Origin of the sequence: Actinomyces oris, from assembly GCF_001929375.1 — a bacterium.
Taxonomy (GTDB): Bacteria; Actinomycetota; Actinomycetes; order Actinomycetales; family Actinomycetaceae; genus Actinomyces; species Actinomyces oris_B.
The window spans coordinates 22,469-42,442 of the sequence record NZ_MSGO01000008.1 but is presented as its reverse complement, the minus strand read 5'-3'; the positions used below and the strand labels follow the sequence as shown (position 1 = coordinate 42,442).

At 69.0% G+C, this 19,974-nt stretch carries 17 protein-coding genes; 13 read left to right on the top strand and 4 right to left on the bottom strand.

What is annotated here, in order from left to right:
* Positions 1-253: 253 nt before the first annotated feature.
* From BKH32_RS02265 to BKH32_RS02210, 12 genes are all read left to right on the top strand, one after another.
* Positions 254-1,465 carry an ROK family transcriptional regulator gene (locus BKH32_RS02265; RefSeq protein WP_256690477.1) on the top strand — a complete coding sequence of 404 codons (1,212 nt, stop codon included), beginning with the start codon at positions 254-256 and terminating at the stop codon, positions 1,463-1,465.
* A 97-nt stretch (positions 1,466-1,562) separates the two neighbouring features.
* The gene (gene gnpA, locus BKH32_RS02260; RefSeq protein WP_075248437.1) at positions 1,563-3,773 is read left to right on the top strand and encodes a 1,3-beta-galactosyl-N-acetylhexosamine phosphorylase; all 2,211 of its coding nucleotides are present in this window, start codon (positions 1,563-1,565) and stop codon (positions 3,771-3,773) included.
* A 145-nt stretch (positions 3,774-3,918) separates the two neighbouring features.
* Positions 3,919-5,211: an extracellular solute-binding protein gene (locus BKH32_RS02255; RefSeq protein WP_081376659.1), complete on the top strand. Its 1,293-nt coding sequence runs from the start codon at positions 3,919-3,921 to the stop codon at positions 5,209-5,211.
* Between the two features lie 56 nt (positions 5,212-5,267).
* Positions 5,268-6,221 (top strand): carbohydrate ABC transporter permease, encoded by a 954-nt coding sequence (locus tag BKH32_RS02250; RefSeq protein WP_075248435.1) that lies wholly within the window; start codon positions 5,268-5,270, stop codon positions 6,219-6,221.
* Entirely contained in the window at positions 6,218-7,081 is an 864-nt protein-coding gene (locus BKH32_RS02245; RefSeq protein WP_075248434.1) for a carbohydrate ABC transporter permease, read from the top strand. The genes BKH32_RS02250 and BKH32_RS02245 overlap by 4 nt, the downstream gene beginning before the upstream one ends.
* 92 nt (positions 7,082-7,173) lie before the next feature.
* Positions 7,174-8,592: a phosphoglucomutase/phosphomannomutase family protein gene (locus BKH32_RS02240; protein ID WP_075248433.1), complete on the top strand. Its 1,419-nt coding sequence runs from the start codon at positions 7,174-7,176 to the stop codon at positions 8,590-8,592.
* Between the two features lie 22 nt (positions 8,593-8,614).
* Entirely contained in the window at positions 8,615-9,457 is an 843-nt protein-coding gene (locus BKH32_RS02235) for a sugar phosphate nucleotidyltransferase (protein ID WP_075248432.1), read from the top strand.
* Positions 9,454-10,719 carry a galactokinase family protein gene (locus BKH32_RS02230; RefSeq protein WP_075248431.1) on the top strand — a complete coding sequence of 422 codons (1,266 nt, stop codon included), beginning with the start codon at positions 9,454-9,456 and terminating at the stop codon, positions 10,717-10,719. Before BKH32_RS02235 ends, BKH32_RS02230 begins: the two co-directional genes overlap by 4 nt.
* A gap of 130 nt (positions 10,720-10,849) precedes the next feature.
* Positions 10,850-11,044, top strand: coding sequence for a hypothetical protein (locus tag BKH32_RS02225; protein ID WP_075248430.1), 195 nt, complete (start codon positions 10,850-10,852; stop codon positions 11,042-11,044).
* A 521-nt stretch (positions 11,045-11,565) separates the two neighbouring features.
* Positions 11,566-12,369, top strand: a complete 804-nt coding sequence (locus tag BKH32_RS02220) for a hypothetical protein (protein WP_256690471.1) — start codon at positions 11,566-11,568, stop codon at positions 12,367-12,369.
* A complete protein-coding gene (locus BKH32_RS02215) occupies positions 12,362-13,033 on the top strand; it encodes a response regulator (protein ID WP_075248428.1) in 672 nt (223 codons plus the stop codon). Before BKH32_RS02220 ends, BKH32_RS02215 begins: the two co-directional genes overlap by 8 nt.
* Before the next feature lie 63 nt (positions 13,034-13,096).
* Positions 13,097-14,188, top strand: coding sequence for a 1,4-dihydroxy-2-naphthoyl-CoA synthase (locus BKH32_RS02210; protein WP_075248427.1), 1,092 nt, complete (start codon positions 13,097-13,099; stop codon positions 14,186-14,188).
* 365 nt (positions 14,189-14,553) lie between these two features.
* On the opposite strand, the gene BKH32_RS02205 is transcribed toward BKH32_RS02210, so the two are convergent.
* The 3 genes from BKH32_RS02205 to BKH32_RS02195 are packed head-to-tail and all read right to left on the bottom strand — an operon-like array spanning position 14,554 to position 17,762.
* Positions 14,554-15,396 (bottom strand): anti-sigma factor, encoded by an 843-nt coding sequence (locus tag BKH32_RS02205; protein WP_081376658.1) that lies wholly within the window; start codon positions 15,394-15,396, stop codon positions 14,554-14,556.
* Complete coding sequence (locus BKH32_RS02200) at positions 15,393-16,025, bottom strand: sigma-70 family RNA polymerase sigma factor (protein WP_081376657.1); 633 nt, start codon at positions 16,023-16,025, stop codon at positions 15,393-15,395. Before BKH32_RS02200 ends, BKH32_RS02205 begins: the two co-directional genes overlap by 4 nt.
* Before the next feature lie 39 nt (positions 16,026-16,064).
* Positions 16,065-17,762, bottom strand: a complete 1,698-nt coding sequence (locus tag BKH32_RS02195) for a cytochrome c biogenesis protein CcdA (protein WP_075248426.1) — start codon at positions 17,760-17,762, stop codon at positions 16,065-16,067.
* A 225-nt stretch (positions 17,763-17,987) separates the two neighbouring features.
* On the opposite strand from BKH32_RS02195, the gene BKH32_RS02190 reads away from it, so the two are divergent.
* Positions 17,988-18,443, top strand: coding sequence for a hypothetical protein (locus BKH32_RS02190; protein ID WP_075248425.1), 456 nt, complete (start codon positions 17,988-17,990; stop codon positions 18,441-18,443).
* Between the two features lie 965 nt (positions 18,444-19,408).
* Here BKH32_RS02190 and BKH32_RS02185 read toward each other — a convergent pair.
* Positions 19,409-19,930, bottom strand: a complete 522-nt coding sequence (locus tag BKH32_RS02185) for a hypothetical protein (protein WP_256690466.1) — start codon at positions 19,928-19,930, stop codon at positions 19,409-19,411.
* Between the last annotated feature and the right edge of the window lie 44 nt (positions 19,931-19,974).

Sequence of the window (19,974 nt, the reverse complement as noted above, 5' to 3'; positions counted from 1 at the left end):
TTGATAGTCACATTTACTTCGCCGGCATACTCTGCCTCGCATCGGAACGAACATGGCGCGCCCCCCGAAACCCCTCCCCTCTCACCTGGAATCACTACGCTGAGGGGCACGCCCGCGGTCCGCGGGACCAACCGGGGCGCTGATGGAGGAGGAGGCTGTCGTGCCGGCTGCAGGATGGATCCCGGCGGACGGTCCGGACCTCTGGGGAACCCTTGGAGGCCCGGGCACGCACAGACCCAAGGCTCATGCCGACGTGCGCATCTCGAACATGTCACTCATCCTGCGTCACCTCCAGACGAGTCCCGCGCTGTCGCGCACGCGCCTGGCCCGAGAGACGGGGCTGTCCAAGGCAACGGTCTCGACCCTCGTGGCCGACCTGTGCTCCCGGGGGCTGCTCATCGAGGAGGAGCCGGACCTGTCGGGCAGCGTCGGCAGACCGAGCACGGGCCTGCGCACGGCTCCGCGCACAGCGGCCGGCATAGGCCTGGAGATCAGTGGCGCCTCGCTGCTTCTGTCCATCGCGGACCTGACCGGAGAGGTCGTCCTGCGTCGCTCCGAGCTCGTCGACGACGCCGCGCACCACCCCGAGACGATGATCGAGCACGTGGCGGCCATGCTGTCCCGGGCCCTGGAGCAGCTGACGCAGCAGGGGACGACGGTTCCGGGAATCGTCCTGGCCCAGCCCGGGATCATCGACTACACCAACAGCACCGTGCGCTACTCCTCCACCCTGGAGTGGCACGACGTCGCCGTGGCGGACAGGGTCCACCAGGCAGTCTCCCGCCGCATCGGCCCCGGCGGGAGCGTCCCCACCATCACGCTGGAGAACGACGCCAAGCTCGCCGCACTGGCCACCTATGAGCGCTACGCGCAGGACGGGGTGCGCAACCTGCTCTACCTGTCGGGCGGCGAGGGGATCGGCGCCGGCATCATCTCCGACGGCCACCTCCTGCGCGGCTGGCTGGGCCTGACCGGCGAGGTCGGCCACATGCCCGTGGAGCCCGAGGGCCTGGCGTGCCGGTGCGGGCGGCGCGGCTGCTGGGAGACCCGCTCCGGCCTGCAGGCCCTGACCTCGGCCTACCCGCCGGGCGACGCGGTGCGCGACGAGACCACCTCCCTGGACGAGCGCATCGAGATCCTGCGTCAGCGCTTCGACGCCGGGGACGCCGAGCTCACCCGGAGGCTGGAGACCTCCCAGCGGGCGCTGGCACGCGCCCTGGCGATCCTGGAGGACGTCCTCAACCCTCAGGTGATCGTGCTGTCGGGGTACCTGGCCGCCTTCGCCGACGTGTTCATCTCCCCCACCGTCTCCGTGCTGAAGGATCGACTGCTGGACCAGCGCGCCGCCGTGAGGCTGGAGACCTCCCACCTGGGCCAGTGGGCCTCGTCACACGGGGCGGCCCTGGTCGCGCTGGAATCCGTGCTCGACAACCCCACCCTGGTGGACATCAGGCCCGTCTCCTAGGCACCACCCGGCATATCAACCGCCTCATCAGTAGCAGACGGGCGGCATATGCTGTAGTTTGTTCGGAGTTCAGACTATTCAGCCCGAAGGAGTGCTGATGTCTCTCCAGACCCAGCCCGCGGCGCCGCTCCCCGCTCAGGCGAGGGGACGCCTCACCCTGCCGATCCAGACCGGCATGGATGAGGAGGTCCGCCACCTCATCGCCCGCCTGGGTGCCGACGCCGTGCGGAACTCCGACGGCACCGAGCTGCCCGACATCGTCTCGGAGCTGGCCACCAGGGTCTACTCCACCTACTTCGTGGGCCGCGGCGACAACGCCTGGGCCGACGCCCATCCGCAGGAGGCCACCCGGATCTTCCTCATGTCCGACCGGGTCGCCGCCACCGCTGACGGCCCCGTGAGCATCAACCTGCTGGCCTCCTGGTTCGCCGACCAGGTCCGCCCCGACACCGACTGCGACGTGACGCGCTGGTGGCAGGCCCACGACCGCACTACCGGTGAGGAGCTGCCCGCCTGCGCGTGGAGCATCGAGGCCGACGGGCGCACGGTCACCGTGCACGAGGCCCTCGCCGGGCACGTCTACACCGTCAGCTTCCTGGCGATCCAGACCTGGGACCCCACCCAGATGTACAACTACCTCACCAACGGCTGGGACGAGGACCCCACGCGCGTCAAGGAGAAGCCCTTCGACGTGCGCCACGAGGCCACGTGGTCCCACGTGCGCGCCCACCTGAGCGCTTGGCTCACTGAGCACCCCGAGGTGGACGTGGTCCGCTTCACCACCTTCTTCTACCACTTCACCCTCGTCTACGGCGCCGACGCCACCGAGCGCTTCGTCGACTGGTTCGGCTACTCCGCCTCGGTGAGCGTTCCCGCCCTGGAGGCCTTCGAGGAGGAGTACGGCTACCGCCTGACCGCTGAGGACTTCGTCGACGCCGGCTACTACAACTCTCCCTTCCGGGTCCCCACCCGCGCCTTCCGCGACTGGATCGACTTCCAGCAGCGCTTCGTGTGCTCCCGGGTGCGCGAGCTGACCGACGCCGTCCACGCCCAGGGCAAGGAGGCGATGATGTTCCTGGGCGACAACTGGATCGGCGCCGAGCCCTACGGCGAGCACTTCGCCACCACCGGCCTGGACGCCGTCGTCGGCTCGGTCGGATCGGGGGCGACCTGCCGGATGATCGCCGACATCCCGCACGTGCGCTACACCGAGGGCCGCTTCCTGCCGTACTTCTTCCCCGATGTCTTCCACCCGGGCGGCGACCCCGTCACCGAGGCCAACCGCAGCTGGCTGGAGGCCCGGCGCGCCATCGTGCGCTCCCCCCTGGACCGGATCGGCTACGGAGGCTACCTGTCCCTGGCCGTCGAGCACCCCGACTTCATCGACCGCGTCGAGCAGATCGTCGCGGAGTTCCGCGCCATCCACGAGCGCTCCGCGGGGCAGCGTCCGCGGACCCCCGGCTTCAAGGTCGCGGTCGTCAACTCCTGGGGCCGCCTGCGCTCCTGGATGACGCATATGGTCGCGCACGCCCTGTGGTACCGCCAGACCTACACCTACCTGGGGGTCCTCGAGGCGCTATCGGGCCTGCCGGTGGACGCGGAGTTCCTGTCCTTCGACGACGTGCGCGCCGGCCTGGCCCCGGACGTGAAGGTCCTCATCTGCGCCGGCGCCGAGGGCACCGCCTTCTCCGGGGGCGAGCAGTGGGCGGATGCGGAGCTGGTGGCCGCGGTCAGCTCCTTCGTGGCCGCCGGCGGCGGCCTCATCGGGGTGGGGGCGCCCAGCGCCCACCCCGCCCACGGGGTCACCTTCCAGCTCGCCGACGTCCTGGGCGTCGACCGGGAGATCGGCTGGGGCCTGAGCACGCGCCGTCGTCCGCCCGAGGTGGAGGAGCACTTCATCACCCGGGACCTGACCGGAGGCCTCGACGACGGCGAGGGCACCCCCGACATCGTCGTCACCAGTCCCGCCACCCGGGTGCTCGACGCCGCCGACGGCCAGGTCCGCCTCGCGGTCCACGAGCTGGGTCGGGGCCGGACGGTGTACGCCACGGGACTGCCCTACAGCGCCCAGAACTCCCGGCTGCTGCACCGGGCCATCTTCTGGGCCGCGGGGCGCCAGGAGGAGTTCTCCGCCTGGGCGGCCCTCGACCCCAGGGTGGAGGTGGCCGCCTACCCCGATGGCCGCACCACCCTCGTCATCAACAACTCCCTGGAGCCCGTCACCACGACGGTGCCGACGCCCCAGGGCCCCCGGACGGTCCACCTGGAGGAAGGAGGGCACCAGTGGCTCACCGCTGCCTCGCAGTGAGCACCCCCGTTCCATATCCACGCTCCACTCACGGGCGCGCACCGACGGCACCAGCAGCATCGACGGCTCCACGTCACCGCCCCGCCGCGTCCCCACTCCTTCCGGCAGACGCCGGGCCTTTTCAATGACGAAGAAGGAAACTCCCATGAAGAAACACGCACTGGCCGCCTCGCTGCTCGCCTTCGCGATGCTCACCGCGGGCTGCTCGGCCACGACCGGCTCATCCGGCTCGGCCTCCTCCGGCGGCGTCATCCGCTACCTGCACCGCCTGCCCGACGGCGAGGGGATGACGAAGGTCAACGACATCGTGGCCCGCTGGAACGCCGCTCACCCCGACATGAAGGTCGAGGCCACCAAGTTCGACGGCAAGGCCGCGGACATGAACGTCAAGCTGGAGAACGACGTCAAGGCCGGAACCGGCCCCTGCCTGGCGCAGGTCGGCTACGCCGAGATCCCCAAGCTCTACACCTCCGGACTGCTCACCGACGTCTCCGCCCAGGCCGAGAAGTACAAAGAGCACTTCTCCGAGGGGTCGATGTCGCTGATGACCGTGGGCAAGACCGTCGTCGGCCTGCCGCAGGACTCCGGCCCTCTGGTCTACTTCTACAACAAGGTCGCCTTCGACCAGCTCGGGCTGAAGGTGCCCACGACGAGCGCCGAGCTGGCCGAGGTCGCCAAGAAGGCGGCCGAGCAGGGCAAGTACGCCCTGGCCTTCGAGCCCGACGAGGCCCCCAACACCCTGGCGGGCCAGGCGGCCGCTGCCGGTGCCCAGTGGTTCAGCGCCGAGAACGACAAGTGGAAGGTCAACGTCTCCAGCCCGCAGACCGCCAAGGTCTCCTCCTTCTGGCAGGGGGTCCTGGACTCCAAGACGGCCCTCGTGGCCAACCGCTGGGACGACTCCTTCGGCAAGGCGCTGGTCGACCAGCAGCTCATCGGCACCATCGGGGCCGCCTGGGAGGGCGCGCTCCTGGCCGACACCATGAAGGACTCCCCCAATGCCGGGTCCTGGGCGGTCGCCCAGCTGCCCGCCTTCGGGGACAAGGCCATGTCCGGTCCCGACGGCGGCTCGGGAGTGGCCGTCCTCAAGGGCTGCTCCAACCCCGAGGGGGCCATGGCCTTCAACGACTGGTTCAACACCCAGGTCGATGACCTGGCCACCCAGGGACTGGTCCTGACCGCGAAGGCCCCGGTGAAGACCCCGCAGACCATCTCCACCTTCTTCGGTGGCCAGGACGTCTACACCGAGTTCACCAAGGCCAACGCGGCCGTGAACTCCACGTTCGGCTTCATGCCGACCTGGCCCTCCCTGGCCGACCCCATGACCAAGGCCGCCGAGGCGGCCGGGAAGGGGACCGGCAAGGTCGATGACATCTTCCAGGCGGCCCAGAAGACCTCCGTCAGCTCCCTGAAGGACGCCAACCTGCCCGTCGCCGAGTAGGCGCTCGAGCACGGCCCACGGGCAGCCACCGGCACCACGATCGAAGTGAGAGCATCATGAGCACGACGACAACGACCAAGGGCGCATCCGCCATCCGCACCACCTCACTGCGAAAGCGTAGGGAGGCCCGGGCGGGCATCGGGTTCGTGGCCCCGTTCCTGGCCATGTTCGCCGTCGTCTTCCTCATTCCGATCGTGGTGTCGGTCTACCGGTCCTTCTTCCGCGATGTCGCCTCGGGCTCGGACCTCTACGGCGGCGGGGAGAAGGTGAGCACCTTCGTGGGCCTGGACAACTACGTCCAGGCGGCGGGTCAGCCCGCCTTCTGGAAGGGACTGGGGCGGGTCCTGCTGTTCGGCGTGGTCCAGGTCCCGGTCATGATCCTGGCGGCCCTCGCCCTGGCGCTGGTGCTCGACTCCCTCCCGGTGAAGCGGGTGACGGTCTTCCGCCTGGGCTTCTTCCTGCCCTACGCGATCCCCGGCATCGTGGCCGCGATCATGTGGCTCTACATGTACAACCCCAGCTTCTCCCCCATCAATGAGCTGCTGGGACTGGTGGGCCTCAAGGTGGACTTCTTCGGCCGCAGCATCATCCTGTGGTCGATGGCCAACATCACGACGTGGACCTTCACCGGCTACAACATGCTCATCTTCCTGGCGGCGCTGCAGTCCGTGCCCCGTGAGCTCTACGAGGCCGCCCGCATCGACGGGGCCAGCGGGTGGCAGATCGTCCGGCGCATCAAGATCCCCATGGTTCGTTCCGCCTCGCTGCTGGCGGTCCTGCTCTCCATCATCGGGACGGTGCAGCTGTTCAACGAGCCCACCGTCCTGTACAGCCAGAACCAGTGGATGGGGCTGGACTACACGCCGATGATGATGGCCTACAACTCGATGACCGGTGCGCTCTCGCCCTCCGGCTCGGGCCCGGCCTCGGCAATCTCCGTCCTCATCGCCCTGGTGGCCGGCGCCCTGGCCGCCCTCTACGCCCTCGTGCAGAACAGGATCGACAAGTGAAGCCCACCGACACTCCTCGCTCGCTGCGCCCGTCGGTGCCCGCACGGGCCCTGACCATCGCGGTCCTGGTCATCGTCCTGGCCTACATGCTCGGCCCGGTCTACTGGCTCATCATCTCCTCCACCAAGTCCAACTCCGACCTGCTGACCACCTCCGGGTGGTGGTTCTCCGGCCGCAACGGCTTCTCCGCCAACTACAGCGCGCTCATGAGCTGGACCCAGGGGCTCTTCTGGCGCTGGATCCTCAACTCCCTGCTCTACTCGACCGTCGCCGGGGTGCTGGGCACGCTCCTGTCGGTGGCGGCCGGCTACGGTCTGGCGAAGTTCGACTTCGCGGGCCGGGGCGCCGTCCAGGTCGTCATCCTCTCCGGCCTGCTCATGCCCATCGCGCTGCTGACCATCCCGCTGTACCTGGTCCTCGACGCCGTTCACCTGACCAACACCGTCTGGTCGATCATCCTGCCGTGCTCGGTCAGCCCCTTCGGGGTCTTCCTGGGCCGCGTCTACGCCGACTCCTCGGTGCCCAACGAGATCATCGACTCCGCCCGCATTGACGGGGCCAGCGAGATCCGTATCTTCTTCACCATCGTGCTGCGGCTGCTCGCGCCGGCGATGGTGACCATCTTCCTGTTCATCTTCGTGGCGACCTGGAACAACTTCTTCCTGCCGCTGATGACCATCAACTCCGCCGAGCTCAAGCCCGTCACCCTGGGGCTCTACGGCATGTCGACCTACTTCAACCCCCAGTACGGGGCGCTCCTCCAGGGCGCTCTCCTGGGCGTCATCCCCTTGATCGTGCTGTTCCTGGGCCTGCAGCGCTTCTGGCAGTCCGGCCTGGCGGCCGGCGCCGTCAAGGGCTGAGCCCCTCCCGCCCCCAGCGCTCCTCCCTCACCACCCCCCTATCCATCTCGTCGCCCCGTCCCGGGCAGCGGCGCCTCAGCAGAGGAACCCCCATGATCCACTTCGGCACCGGCGGCTGGAGAGCCGTGATCGGCGATGAGTTCACCCGCGCCAACGTCAGGCTCCTGACCCAGGGGCTGGCCAACCGTATCCTTGAGGAGGGCACGGCCGAGCAGGGCGTCGTCATCGGCTATGACCGCCGCTTCCTGTCCGACACCGCCGCCTGGTGGGCCATTGAGGTGCTCGTCGGCAACGCCATCCGGGTCACCCTCATCGACCGTCCCTCCCCGACCCCCACCACCATGTGGACGGTGCGCCGCCTGGGGGCCGCGTACGGGATGGCCGTGACCGCCTCCCACAACCCAGCCCTGTACAACGGCATCAAGATCTTCCTGCCCGGTGGCCGCGACGCCGACCTGGCGGTCACCGACGAGCTCACCGCCTCCGTGCAGGGCCTGACGGACGCGGACGTGCGCAGCGTCGAGCCCCATGAGGCCCGCTCCAGCGAGCTCGTCACCGTCCAGCGCTCCATCAACTGGTACCTGGACGCCATCATCGACAAGCTCGACACCGAGACCATCCGCCACGCCCACATGCATATCGTGCTGGACCCGATGTTCGGGGTCTCCGAGACCAGCCTGCAGACGATCCTGCTGACCGCCCGCTGCCAGGTCGACGTCATCCACGACCGCCACGATCCCCTGTTCGGGGGCCGCATGCCCTCGCCCACCGAGGGGACCGTCGCCGCCCTGCGCAACGCCGTCGTCGAGTCCGGCGCGGACCTGGGCATCGCCACCGACGGGGACGCGGACCGCCTGGGCATCATCGACGACACCGGCGCCTACCTCACCCCCAACCAGGTCCTGGTCCTGCTCTACGACTACCTGCTGACCCGCAAGGGGTGGTCGGGGCCGGCCGTGCGCAACATGTCCACCACCCACCTGCTGGACCGGGTCGCGGCCGCCCATGGGCAGGTCTGCTACGAGGTGCCCGTGGGCTTCAAGTGGATCAGTGCCAAGATGGCCGAGACCGGGGCCGTCATCGGGGGCGAGTCCTCCGGGGGCCTGACCGTGCGCGGCCACATCCCCGGCAAGGACGGGGTCTACGCCGGCTCCCTGCTGGTCGAGGCGGTGGCGGCCTCGGGCAAGCGGCTCTCCGAGCTCTACGCCGACATCGTGGCCCGGTACGGTGAGCTCGTCATGGTGGAGAACGCCTACGGCTTCACCTCCGAGCGGCGCACCGAGCTGGAGGAGCGCATCTTCACCGCCCACGACCTGCCCGCCTTCACCCACGACGTCGAGCGCGTCTCCTGGGAGGACGGCTGCAAGGTCTACTTCACCTGCGGCGGCTGGGTGACGATCCGCTTCTCGGGCACCGAGCCGCTCCTGCGGGTCTTCGCCGAGATGCCCACCGGTGACGAGGCCCGGGCCACCGCGGCCGCCGTCGCGAGCCACTACGGCCTGGACGCCTGAGACGGGCAGGAGGAAGGAACCCATGACAGACGCGATCACTGAGACGGTGAGCGGAGCGGCGGAGCGCACCCGTGTCGCCGTCGTCCTGGCCCGGGGCCTGGGCACACGCATGCGGGCGAGCAGCCCGGCCGGCTCCGGCCTGACCTCTCAGCAGGCCACGGCCGCGGCCAGCGGCTACAAGGCCCTCATGCCCATCGGAGAGCACCGGCTCATCGACTACAGCCTCTCGGCCCTGGCCGACGCCGGGATCGAGCGGGCCGTCCTGGTCGTGGGGCCCGAGCACGAGGACTTCCGCCGTCACGTCGACTCCCTGGAGCTCACCCGGCTCACGATCGACCTGGCCGTCCAGGTCAACCCCTTGGGGACGGCCGACGCCGTCCTGTCCGCCGAGGCCGCCGTGGGCGGGGAGCCCCTCCTCATGGTCAACGGGGACAACTACTACCCCCGTCAGGTGCTGCGCGACCTGGCCCGCCACCGGGGCAACGCCCTGGCCGGTTTCGACCGTGCCGCCCTGGTGGCCGAGTCCAACATCCCCGCTGAGCGGATAGCCGCCTTCGCCCTCGTGCGCGCCCGTGACGGGGCGCTGGAGGAGATCGTGGAGAAGCCCTCGGCGGAGGTGATCCGGGCCGCCGGGCCCCACGCCCCGGTGTCGATGAACGCCTTCCGGTTCACCCCTGAGATCTTCGCCGCCTGCCGCCGCATCACCCCCTCGCCGCGCGGCGAGCTGGAGATCGTCGACGCCGTGCGCGCCCTGCCCGCTCCGGTCTCGGTCCTGGCGGCGACCGGCGGGGTCCTGGACCTGTCGCGGCGTGAGGACATCGCCGAGGTCGAGGCCCGTCTGTCCGGGACGGAGGTGGCGCTGTGAACCGGGAAACGCACGGGGCGACGAGTGAGGCGCCCGAGGAGACCGCCTGGCGGGTGCCCGGGCGCGTCGAGGTGCTGGGCAAGCACACCGACTACGCCGGCGGCTCGGTCCTGGTCGGCGCCGTCGACCGGGCGATCACGGCGCGGGCGCGTCGCGTGGCGGGGCCGCCCGCCACCCTGACCGCCACCACGGACTGCGGTGATCCGGTCACCCTGCGTGCCGGGGTGGACCCGGGTCTGGAGCCGGGTCACTGGGGCCGCTACCTTCAGACGGTGCTGGACCGCCTCACCCTCAACTTCGGGGCGGGCACCGCGGCCCACCTGTCCATCTCCTCGGACCTGCCGCCGGCCTCCGGGATGAGCTCGTCCTCCGCGCTGGTGTGCGCCACGGCCCTGGCCCTGGCCTCCCTCAACGGCTGGGACGAGGATCCCCGGTGGATCGAGTCGATGCCCGACCGGCTGTCCTTGGCCGGCTACCTCGCCGCCGTGGAGGGCGGACGGGCGTGGCGGGACCTGTCGGGGACCAGCGGGGTGGGCACCCGCGGTGGGAGCGAGGACCACACCGGTATGCTGTGCGGCGCCCAGGATCGGCTGCTCCTGGCCGGATTCGACCCGATGCGCATCGATCAGACCATCTCCTTCCCCGCTCAGTGGGCGCTCGTCGTCGGTGTGAGTGGGGTGCTGGCCCACAAGACCGGTGCGGCCCTGGAGGACTACAACCGCGGGCCGAGTACCGTCCAGGCGGTGCTGGCCAGGTGGAATGAGACCACCGGGCGCAGCGATGCCTCCCTGGCCGGTGCGGTCAGGCACCTGGTCGGGGAGGCCACCGGCGAGCAGGCGGCCGGCGACCCGGCCCTGAAGGACCTGCTGGGGCTGTGCGATCCCGGCTACGAGAGGCAGCGCATCGAGCAGTTCCTCATCGAGTCCCTCGTCCTGGTTCCCGCCGGCGCTCGGTTGATCGCCGCGGCCGACCCGGGCGTGGGTGAGGTCCTCCACCGCTCCCAGGAGCTGGCCGACCGCGGCCTGTGCAACCAGGTGCCGCGGACCCGGCTCATGGTGTCGCTGGCCCGCCAGGCGGGTGCCTTCGGCGCCTCCTCCTTCGGCGCCGGGTGGGGCGGGTCGGTGTACGCCCTGGTGCGGGCCGATGACGCTGAGGCCTTCGCCGCGCAGTGGATCGGGACCTACCGGGACCGTGAGCCGGGCGTCGAGCAGGCCGCGGTGATCGTCACCAGGCCGGGGCCGGGGGCCCGCCGGCTGCTCTGAGCACCCTGACCGTCAACAGGTTTTGTTGAGCGAAGAATCAACCGGGACGGCGAAGAACGCAGTTGGCGCGAACCCCTGGAATGGTAAGATAAATTGTTCGTAACATCCCCTTGAGACAGGAGTTCTCTCCATGAAATCTGTTGTCCGCATCTCCCTCGTCGCCCTGCTCCTGGCGGGCTTCGCCGCGCCGGCCAGCGCCGCACCGGCCACCGCCCCCGCGCGACACGACGACTCAGCAGGCGCCTTCCTGAGGCCCCGCCCCGACTGGTGCATCTTTCCCCCCAGTGCTTGGTGCGACAGGAAGATGAACCGCTGGTACTCCTGATAATTTCACGCGCTGTCACCCCTAAGCTCACCCCTTAGGGGTGACAGCATTTTTCCACCGTCAAGCACTCGAGATAAGCTCCAACCGCAGTTTCAGCACTCACCTCAAGGACTATGCAGAACGGCAGTTTTCTCTCACGACTCTGGATGCGACACCAGAGGTTTTTGCCGCGACTGAGGCGAGCCATCCTCATTTCAGTTATAGCCTCCCTCATCCTCCTAGACACCTACACCTACATCACTTTCAGAGCCAACATAAGCTCTATCATTCTTGGGGAAATCTTCCAGATACTCTCATTCCTTCCATATGTCTACGCAAAAGATCGACGACTCGGGATGTTCACTTTTTCCACCACGCTCCTCGTCGTCTTTTATGCATCGGAATCACAGCTATCATGGGCATGGATTCTTGTATACGTCATAGTTGCCGATCTCCTAGCAGCCAGGAAACCCAAACTCGCCCTTATTCAGCTCTCCGTGTTCTTTCTGGCGCAGCTCATTGCAGGGATCCCCATCCTTCCCGTGACAGTCTGGACAGTATTCTGGGGAACCCTGTTCGCCTCCCTCGGAGTCCTGATCCGCAATACCAAAGACCGCCTGGAGGAGATGCAGCGGGAGGCGGAGCGTTCCAAGGAGATCGCCGCCGAGCTCATTCAGCAGCTGCGCCGCGACATCGCCGACAGCCTCCATGACGACCTGGCCGCCGATCTCACCCGCATGCTCATCATCTCCCGCTCCATCAGGCTCCCCAACGGTGATGACCGCGACCGAGTCCTCGATCTGCAGGACCGGACCCAGCAGGCCCTCGCCCACCTGCGCCTGCTCATCCACAACCTCGCCGTCTCTCAGGGGCCGCCCAAGGAGGAGCCCACCCTTCAGGAGATCATCGACTCCAGCGTCTCCACGCTGGCTCAGCGCGAGATCGTTCTGGACGCCGACCTCGACGGCATCGAGAGGATTCCGGCACTGCACCGCTCCGAGCTCGGCCGGCTCCTGGTCGCCTTCATCCGCGAGAACACCCTCAACGCCCTCAAGTACAACTCCCCCCACGATCTTGCCTCCCTCATCGTGGAGCAGGAGCAGGACACCCTCTTCATCAGCTTCAGCTCACCCTGGCATGATCAGAAGGTGCCCGAGGAGATGCATGGGGGGTACGGTTTATGGGCTCTCCAGGACCGGTTCGAGAATGCCGGGGGCTCCTTGAGCTCGAACCGGATCGGAGCCTCCTGGACCGTTCTCGCCAGCCTCCCCTGGAACGAGATCGCCACACCAACCACTAATGCGAGATTCCTCATGTCGCCACCGGACGGAGCCGCTTATGCCTAGTCACACCCTGCGTTCCCTGCGAGTCCTCATCGTTGATGACGACCCGCTCATTCGCACCACCTTCGCCGAACAGCTCGACTCGCAGCGGGCCATTACCGTCGTCGCCGCCGCCTCCGGCGGGCGGCAGGCCATCAGCCTGCTCATGACCGGGCGGCAGCCCATCGACGTCGTCCTGCTGGACAGCGACATGCCGGAGATGGATGGTGCCCAGACCGCGAGAGCGATCTATGAGCGCTTCCCCAGGATGCCCATCGTCATGTTCACCGTCTTCAGTCGCGACGAGATGCTCGCCGAGGCCCTGGCCGAGGGCGTCAACGGCTTCATCACCAAGGACGAGAGCACGGAGAACGTCGCCGCGGCGCTGCTGCGCGCCAGCCGCGGCGAGCCCGTCATGTCCTCACGCCCCACGAAGATGCTCGTCAGCGCCTACCAGTCCGAGCAGAAACGCGCCACCGCGGAGGCCCGCATCCAGGCGCTGGTCAACGAGCTGCCGCCCCGCCTCCAGGACATCTACACCTGCCTCCTGGAGGGGCTGACCAACCGGCGCATCGCCCGCAAGCTCGGCATCTCTGAGAACACCGTGCGCATCTACGTCTCCGAGGTCCTCCACCGCCTCGGCCACACCTCGCGCACCGAGCTCATCGCCGCAGCCCTGGGGAACTGAGGGCCACGGCGACCGCACCGGCACCTGGGGCGGGACGAGCCCCGGCGGCCCTACGCTGAGGCCATGAACGCCACCACCGCCCACCCGCTGCCGCGCCGAGTCTCAGAGCTCTTCTCCCCCGCCCGCTGGCGGGAGGTGTCCGGTTTCCCCCACGCCGAGGCCGGTACGGACCCCTCCCGGCAGCGGGCGGGGGTCCTCACGGACATCACCTACCACAGGGGCTGCGTCCGGGGCGAGGACGGCGCCTGGCTCCGGGACCTGCCAGTGGTCCGGGTGGCTTTCAACCGGCCCGAGGTGCGTAACGCCTTCCGCCCCCGCACCGTTGACGAGCTCTACCGGGTCCTGGACCACGCGCGTATGAGCGGCGACGTCGGCGCCGTCATCCTCACCGGCAACGGCCCCTCCCCGCGCGACGACGGCTGGGCCTTCTCCTCCGGCGGCGACCAGCGCATCCGCGGCCGGGACGGCTACCGCTACGAGCGGGAGACGGCATCGGACACCTCGCCGGAGCCCCCGACTGCCGCAGGCGAGGCCGACGACCGCGCCTACAGCCACGAGGCCGACGTCGCCGCCGCCCAGGCCCGCCTCGACACCGCACGGGCCGGCCGACTACACATCCTGGAGGTTCAGCGCCTCATCCGCACCATGCCCAAGGCCGTCATCGCCGCCGTCCCGGGCTGGGCCGCCGGCGGCGGTCACAGCCTCAACGTCGTGTGCGACCTGTCGCTGGCCTCGATCGAGCACGCGCGCTTCAAGCAGACCGACGCCGATGTCGGCAGCTTCGACGCCGGCTACGGCTCCGCGCTCCTGGCCCGCCAGGTCGGGGACAAGCGGGCCCGCGAGATCTTCTTCCTGGCCCGCACCTACGACGCCGTCACCGCCGAGCGCTGGGGCGTCGTCAATGAGGCGGTCCCCCACGCCGAGCTCGAGCAGCGGGCCCTGGAGTACGCGGCCACCGTGGCGGGCAAGTCCCCGCAGGCCATCCGCATGCTCAAGCTCGCCTTCAACCTGGCCGACGACGGCCTGGCCGGCCAGCAGGTCTTCGCCGGCGAGGCCACCCGCCTGGCCTATATGACCGACGAGGCCGTTGAGGGGCGCGACGCATTCCTCCAGCGCCGCTCCCCCGACTGGTCGCCATTCCCGTACTACTTCTGACCCTGAGCCGTCATCGTGACCGTGTTTGAGGACTCACGGTCGACATATCGAAGGCATTCAAAATCGTGGCGGGAATCGACATGAAGAGAATGTTCTGAAAGGGAGTTCACGCCCTCGGAATTCTCCACTGATTCCCACCGGAGTCGGGAAAAGAAGTGCTCATTGTTTTCCGCTCATCGCGACGACGACCGCCCCGTCGCCCACCACTTCCGCCGGACCTCCAGAAACCGCGGAATGACGGGGAATCGCCTCAGAGGCACTGACGTCCGTCAGCGTCGAGACCATCCCCCTCACGGCGACTTTACTGTTATCTACATCACAACTCGGGTGCTTGTGATGCCTCGCCGCGCCCCCTCGGTCCGCCGCTAGGCGGAGTCCCCGGTGGGGTCGGCCGAGGGTGCGGGGCTCGGTGAGCCGGTCGCGGTGCCGGCATGGCCGGCGTCCTCACTCACTCGCAGGGTGACCAGGGGCGGCGTCGTCGGTTGGGCCGATCCGCCGGCCGGCTCCATGGTGATGACGATCTGCTGGCCGGGCTTGGGCATGATGTCCAGGAAGGAGAAGCCGGCCCCGTCCCGGGGGTCGTAGACGCCCAGCGAGGTGGTCGTCTCCCCCTCCTTGAGCCAGACCTGGAGGCTGCGCCCACCGGCGGAATCCTTCATGGCGGCCGGCAGGGTCAGCGCGGTCATGCTCATGTCCCGGGACCAGGTGAGGGTCGCGACGTGCCCGTCGGGCATCGTGTCGGTCACCCGTTGGACGTCCTGAGCCTGGTTGAGGTGGGCGTAGTGCTGGGTCGCCGCCATGGAGTCCATGGCCTCATCGACCGCGCCCCGCGCGCTCCAGCGTCCCACGCCGATGCCGACGCCGAGCAGGACCACGGCCGCGGCCGCCCGCAACAGGCCGGTGCGCCAGGTGGAGCGGCGACGGCGCGCATCGAGGCTGACGACCGAGGAGCCCGCCGAGTCGCCGTCACCGTCAGCCCGTTCCGTCTGAGGCTCGCGCGCGATGGCCTCCAGAAGGGAGGCGCGGGTCGCGGCCGGCGGGGCCACGGGCCGCAGCGAGGCCCCCAGCAGGGCGGCCGTCTCCGAGTCGAGCTCGTCGTCGAAGAGCTCGACGCCGCCTCCGCTCCGCGCGTCGTCGAGGCCCTCGGCGCCTCGCGCATCGGCGTCGCCGTTGATGGCGTCCTCGTGAGTCTTGTCGCGGTCGCTCATGACTGCACCCCCAGCTCTCGTCGTAACCGTGCCATTCCGTCCCTGATGCGGGTTTTGACTGTTCCCAGCGGCGTGCCCGTGCGACGGGCGATCTCGCGGTGGGTCAGGCCCGTGAAGTAGGCCAGCTCAATGGTGGAGCGGTAGGGCTCCCCCACCGCCTCGAGCGCCCGGTGCACCTGCTCGCCCACGAGCCTGTCCTCGACCTGCTGGACCGTCTGGTCGACGTCGGGCATGTAGTCATGCCACCGGCTCTCCCGGTCCCGGGAGGACTGGGAGGAGCGGACCCGGTCGATGGCCCGGCGCCTGGCCATGGTCACCAGCCAGGCCCGGACGCTGCCCCGCGCCGGGGAGTAGGAGCCGGCCGTGCGCCACACCTCGAGGAAGACCTCCTGGAGAACCTCCTCGCTCTGGGCACGATCGACGACGATCTGGAGGATCAGGGCGAACAGCCGGGAGGACCAGGCATCGTAGAGGCGGGCGAAGGCGTCGGCGTCGCCGTCGGCCACCTGCGCGATCCACTCCCCCTCAGAGCCTGCGGAACTGCTGCTTGTCACAGGGGAATGGTAGGCGAGACCGCGGGCGGAGACGGTGCGCGTCCCGGCCCGCGCCTCCAGCGTCGCCAGGCTCATCGCACCGTCCCCTGAGTCATCCCCGCCCTCACCGCCGAGTCACCCGAAGGTGAAGGAGTACAGCTGCAGCCCGGGCGAGACCTCCAGCTCGAGCTCACCCGAGCCCACCTCCTCGGTGCGGACCAGCTCCATCCCGTTGGGCACGCCGGAGACGTGGGCGGTGCGGGTCTTCCCGTTGACCGTCCAGGTCAGGTCCCCCTCGCCGGAGACGACGAGGTTGACCTGCTTGCCGCGGTAGGACAGGCGCAGGCGGCCCTTGCCCTCGGCCGGGGCGATGGACTGCGGCTCCACCTTCCACGTGCCGTCCAGGGCGAAGGTGTCGGCCTGGAGGCGGGAGGGGAAGGAGAAGGTGTGCCGCCCCTTCTGGAGGGTCCCCTGGGCGAAGCCGGAGGCCCGGTCCGAGCCCAGGTAGGTCTCGGGGCTGCGGGGGCTGTTCGTACCGGCGTCGTCGTTCGCCTCGGAGAAGACGGGGGCGGGGAGGGACACCTTCGGGTTGGCCTGCGTGAGCAGCTCGCGGACGAGCTTCTCCGTGGCCGCCTCCCCGCCCTCGCCGACATGGGTCTGGCGGACGTTGCCCTGGGCGTCGGCCAGGTAGTGGGCGGGCCAGTAGTGGTTGTCGAAGTTGGTCCAGGTGGTCAGGTTGGAGTCGACGGCCACGGGGTAGGTGATGCCGAGGCGCTTGACGCCGCCGCGCACGTTGTCCACCTCCTTCTCGAAGGCGTACTCCGGGGAGTGGACGCCGATCACCTGCAGTCCGGAGGCGGCGTAGGTCTCGTGCAGCTTCTCGATGCCGGGGACCGAGCGCTGGCAGTTGATGCACGAGTAGGCGAAGAAGTCGACCAGGGTGACCTTGCCGGCGCGACTCTGCTGGGTCAGGGGCTGGTCGCCGGGCGTGTTGATCCAGGCCACTGCGCCGTCGATGGCGGGAAGGGGGCCGCAGTCACCGAGAGTGGTGGCTCCGGGACGGCAGGCCCCGGAGGAGGAGTCACCGTGGAGGAGGTCGTCGGTGCGGGCCTGGAGGGAGGCGGTGTAGTCGGGCAGGCGGCGCTGGAGCGCGGCCGGGACGTCCAGGACCAGTGCCACGGCCAACCCGAGCATGACGACGCCTGCGGTGACGCGGATGGCGCGCTGGCGGGTGCGGAAGGCGCGAATCCTCTCCGTGATGCCGCGTCCGGCCAGGGCGAAGGCCAGCAGCGGGATCGCCGTGCCGACGGCGAAGGATACGGCCAGGGCGACGGTGTCTGCGCCGATCCGTCCAGTGGCGCCCGCGACGGCGACGGCCGCCAGGACCGGGCCTGCGCAGGGCACGTACGCGGCCCCCAGCACCAGGCCCAGGAGGAAGCCGTTGGAGGGGCTCTTCGAGCCGCCGAAGCGCTGGAAGCGCGCGAAGGGGCGCTCGAGGATCTCCATGACCTTCGGGACCATCATGCCCAGGCCGATCAGGGCGAGCATGACGATGCCGATCCAGCGGATGAGGTCCTGCGGCAGGTGGAGCAGGCTCAGCAGGGTCGATCCCAGGAGCGTGAAGACCGTGAAGCTGACCACAAGGCCGGTCACCACGAGGTAGGGGTGGAAGCGGGAGGCGAAACCGCCGTCGACCTCCTTGTCATCCCCGCGCGCGCCCTGCGCTCCTGCGGAGAGGAGGATGACGGGGAGCACAGGAAGAACGCACGGAGAGATACCCGTGATGAGCCCTCCCAGCAGCCCGATGGCCACCAGACTCGAGACGGTTGTCACGATAATTCACCCTTTCGGTCCGTTTCTTGTTGCTAGTCTCGAAAGAGGTTCGGAGCCATCGGCAACGGGGATTGTCGAACAACCACATAGCCGTCTATGACGATCATCACTCGTGACGGGCGTCGTCGGGTTCTTCCTCGAGCTCCATGGAGGACGGCGTCTCCGGACCCGCAAGAGCGGGCCATCCCGCACTGATACTGCACCAGCAACCGCATAGGAGATCTCATGCGATTCACCGCTACACGTGCCAAGACCCTCGCCACCTCGCTCCTCATCGTCACCGCCGGACTCGGTCTGGCAGCCTGCTCGGGCTCCGGTTCGAGCGACTCGACCACTCCCGCTACCAACCAGACCGCGGGCAAGACCAGCGACGGTGGTGCCGCCACGCCCAGCGCTGACAGCAAGATGACCGGTGGTACCAATGGCGGAAGCGCCCAGCCCACCGTCCCCCAGGGCCAGCAGCCCGGTGGTGACAACCAGCAGGGTGGCCAGCAGCCCGGCGGTGACAACCAGCCCGGAGAACAGCAGCAGGGCGGCTCCATTCAGGGTGACCACCAGCCCCGCGGCCAACAGCCCGGTGGTCAGCAGCAGGGTGGTCGGCAGCAGCCGGGCCAGCAGCAGGGCGGTGCGGACAGCAGCGCCGGCACCCAGCAGGGTGGCCAGCAGGGCGGCGGCAACTGAGCCGATAAACCTGCACTACCCGTCTGGCGAGGGCCTCGTGGCAGCACCGACTGCGGCGAGGCCCTCGCCGGCCTCAAGCTCACGGGTCCGGACGGCAGGCTCGCCACGTCGCAGCGGAGACGAGCGGAGAGGATGATGACAACGTTGCGGCCCGGCCACCTCCCATGCCAGGCTTCCGGGAGGCCGGGTCGGTGGACAACGGACGACTAAGACACCGTTCGATCTGCAAGCCGTCCACCGACCCGGTCCCCACGCATGCTCCCAACACCCGGAGACCCCCACGCCGTCCACCCCGCTGAAGCAGGGGACCGCCTTCGGTCTGCTCGTGCGCCGGGACGTGCGCAACGCATCACCCACCAGCCCGACCCGTGGGCTCCGCTCGACGCCGAACCGGCCCGCTGAGCCCTCAAGGCTTGGTACGTCTCTCATAGGTGCGGTGGTCGGCGTCCGCCAGTACTCCACGAGGGCAGGGCGCTACTGAGTGAGGCTCGGGTGTACTCCGCGGGGGCCGGGGGCTCGTGCAGTACGCACACCCCTCAGCCAGTACACCCCCGTCCTCGTGCAGTAGGCCGACTCGGGACGGGAGCGGGCTGGAGCCGGACGTCGAACCATGACCTCCGGGCCCCTGCACGGGAGCCGGAAGAGGTCCGCGCAAGGGAAAGTGCGGCCGGCCCCGGGTGAGGCGCTGGGCTCCGCCACTATGCCCCCCGCAGAGTCGGTCAGGTCCACGGTTCAGTGTCCACAGCGCTGACATCAACGGGTCCGGCGTCAGTGCACTCGGCGAGGATCGTTGGAATGCTGCGGTTTCTCCTCGGCGTGCAACGCCGGTGCGGAGTTGATGTCAGCACCGTGGACACCAGCGCCCCTCCAGACCTCTTCCCCTCAGCCAACCCTCGTGCAGTACCGGCCACGGGGCGAACGCCGCCTCCGGCCGCTTGGCCCACACGTAGGTCTCGAGCTTCGAGCTACCAGGGAAGAAAACCCGGGTAGGACTCGAAGGGGTAGAGGCGCCTGGGCAGGTACTGCTTCTGCTCCGCCCACTCGATAAGAGCGCGACAGTCGCGGGCGATGCGCTCCTGAGCCTCCTGACGCCGCCCATCGGGGTGAGACTGGCGCACAAATCCGGGAACGATCGTCGATGCTTCGTCAAGCGGCCAGGAGTAGTGCTGCTCTTCGAAGGCCTCGGCCAGCGCCAGACGGTCCGTGAGCGGGAGGCCCGCCACCGGAACAGAGCGATCACCCAGAACCACCCCGGCCTCGACGAACCCGGTCCACTCCTCCATGGTCGTCAGATGCAGCGCCGAGTTGTGGGTGTCGGGAGGCGTCAAGCCGTCACTCGTGTTGAGCCCCCTGTCAAGGTTCACACGCGCCGTCTCGCGAAAGGCCACCCAGGGGATGTCGGTGCGCCACCACCAGCATCCGATGAACCGGAAGATGTGCACGCCCGAGGCGTTGAACACGGTGAAGCTCAGCAGTCGGTAGGCCATGAGAGAGGCTGCGACCAGGCCACCGAGCACCAGAGGGCGCCCGT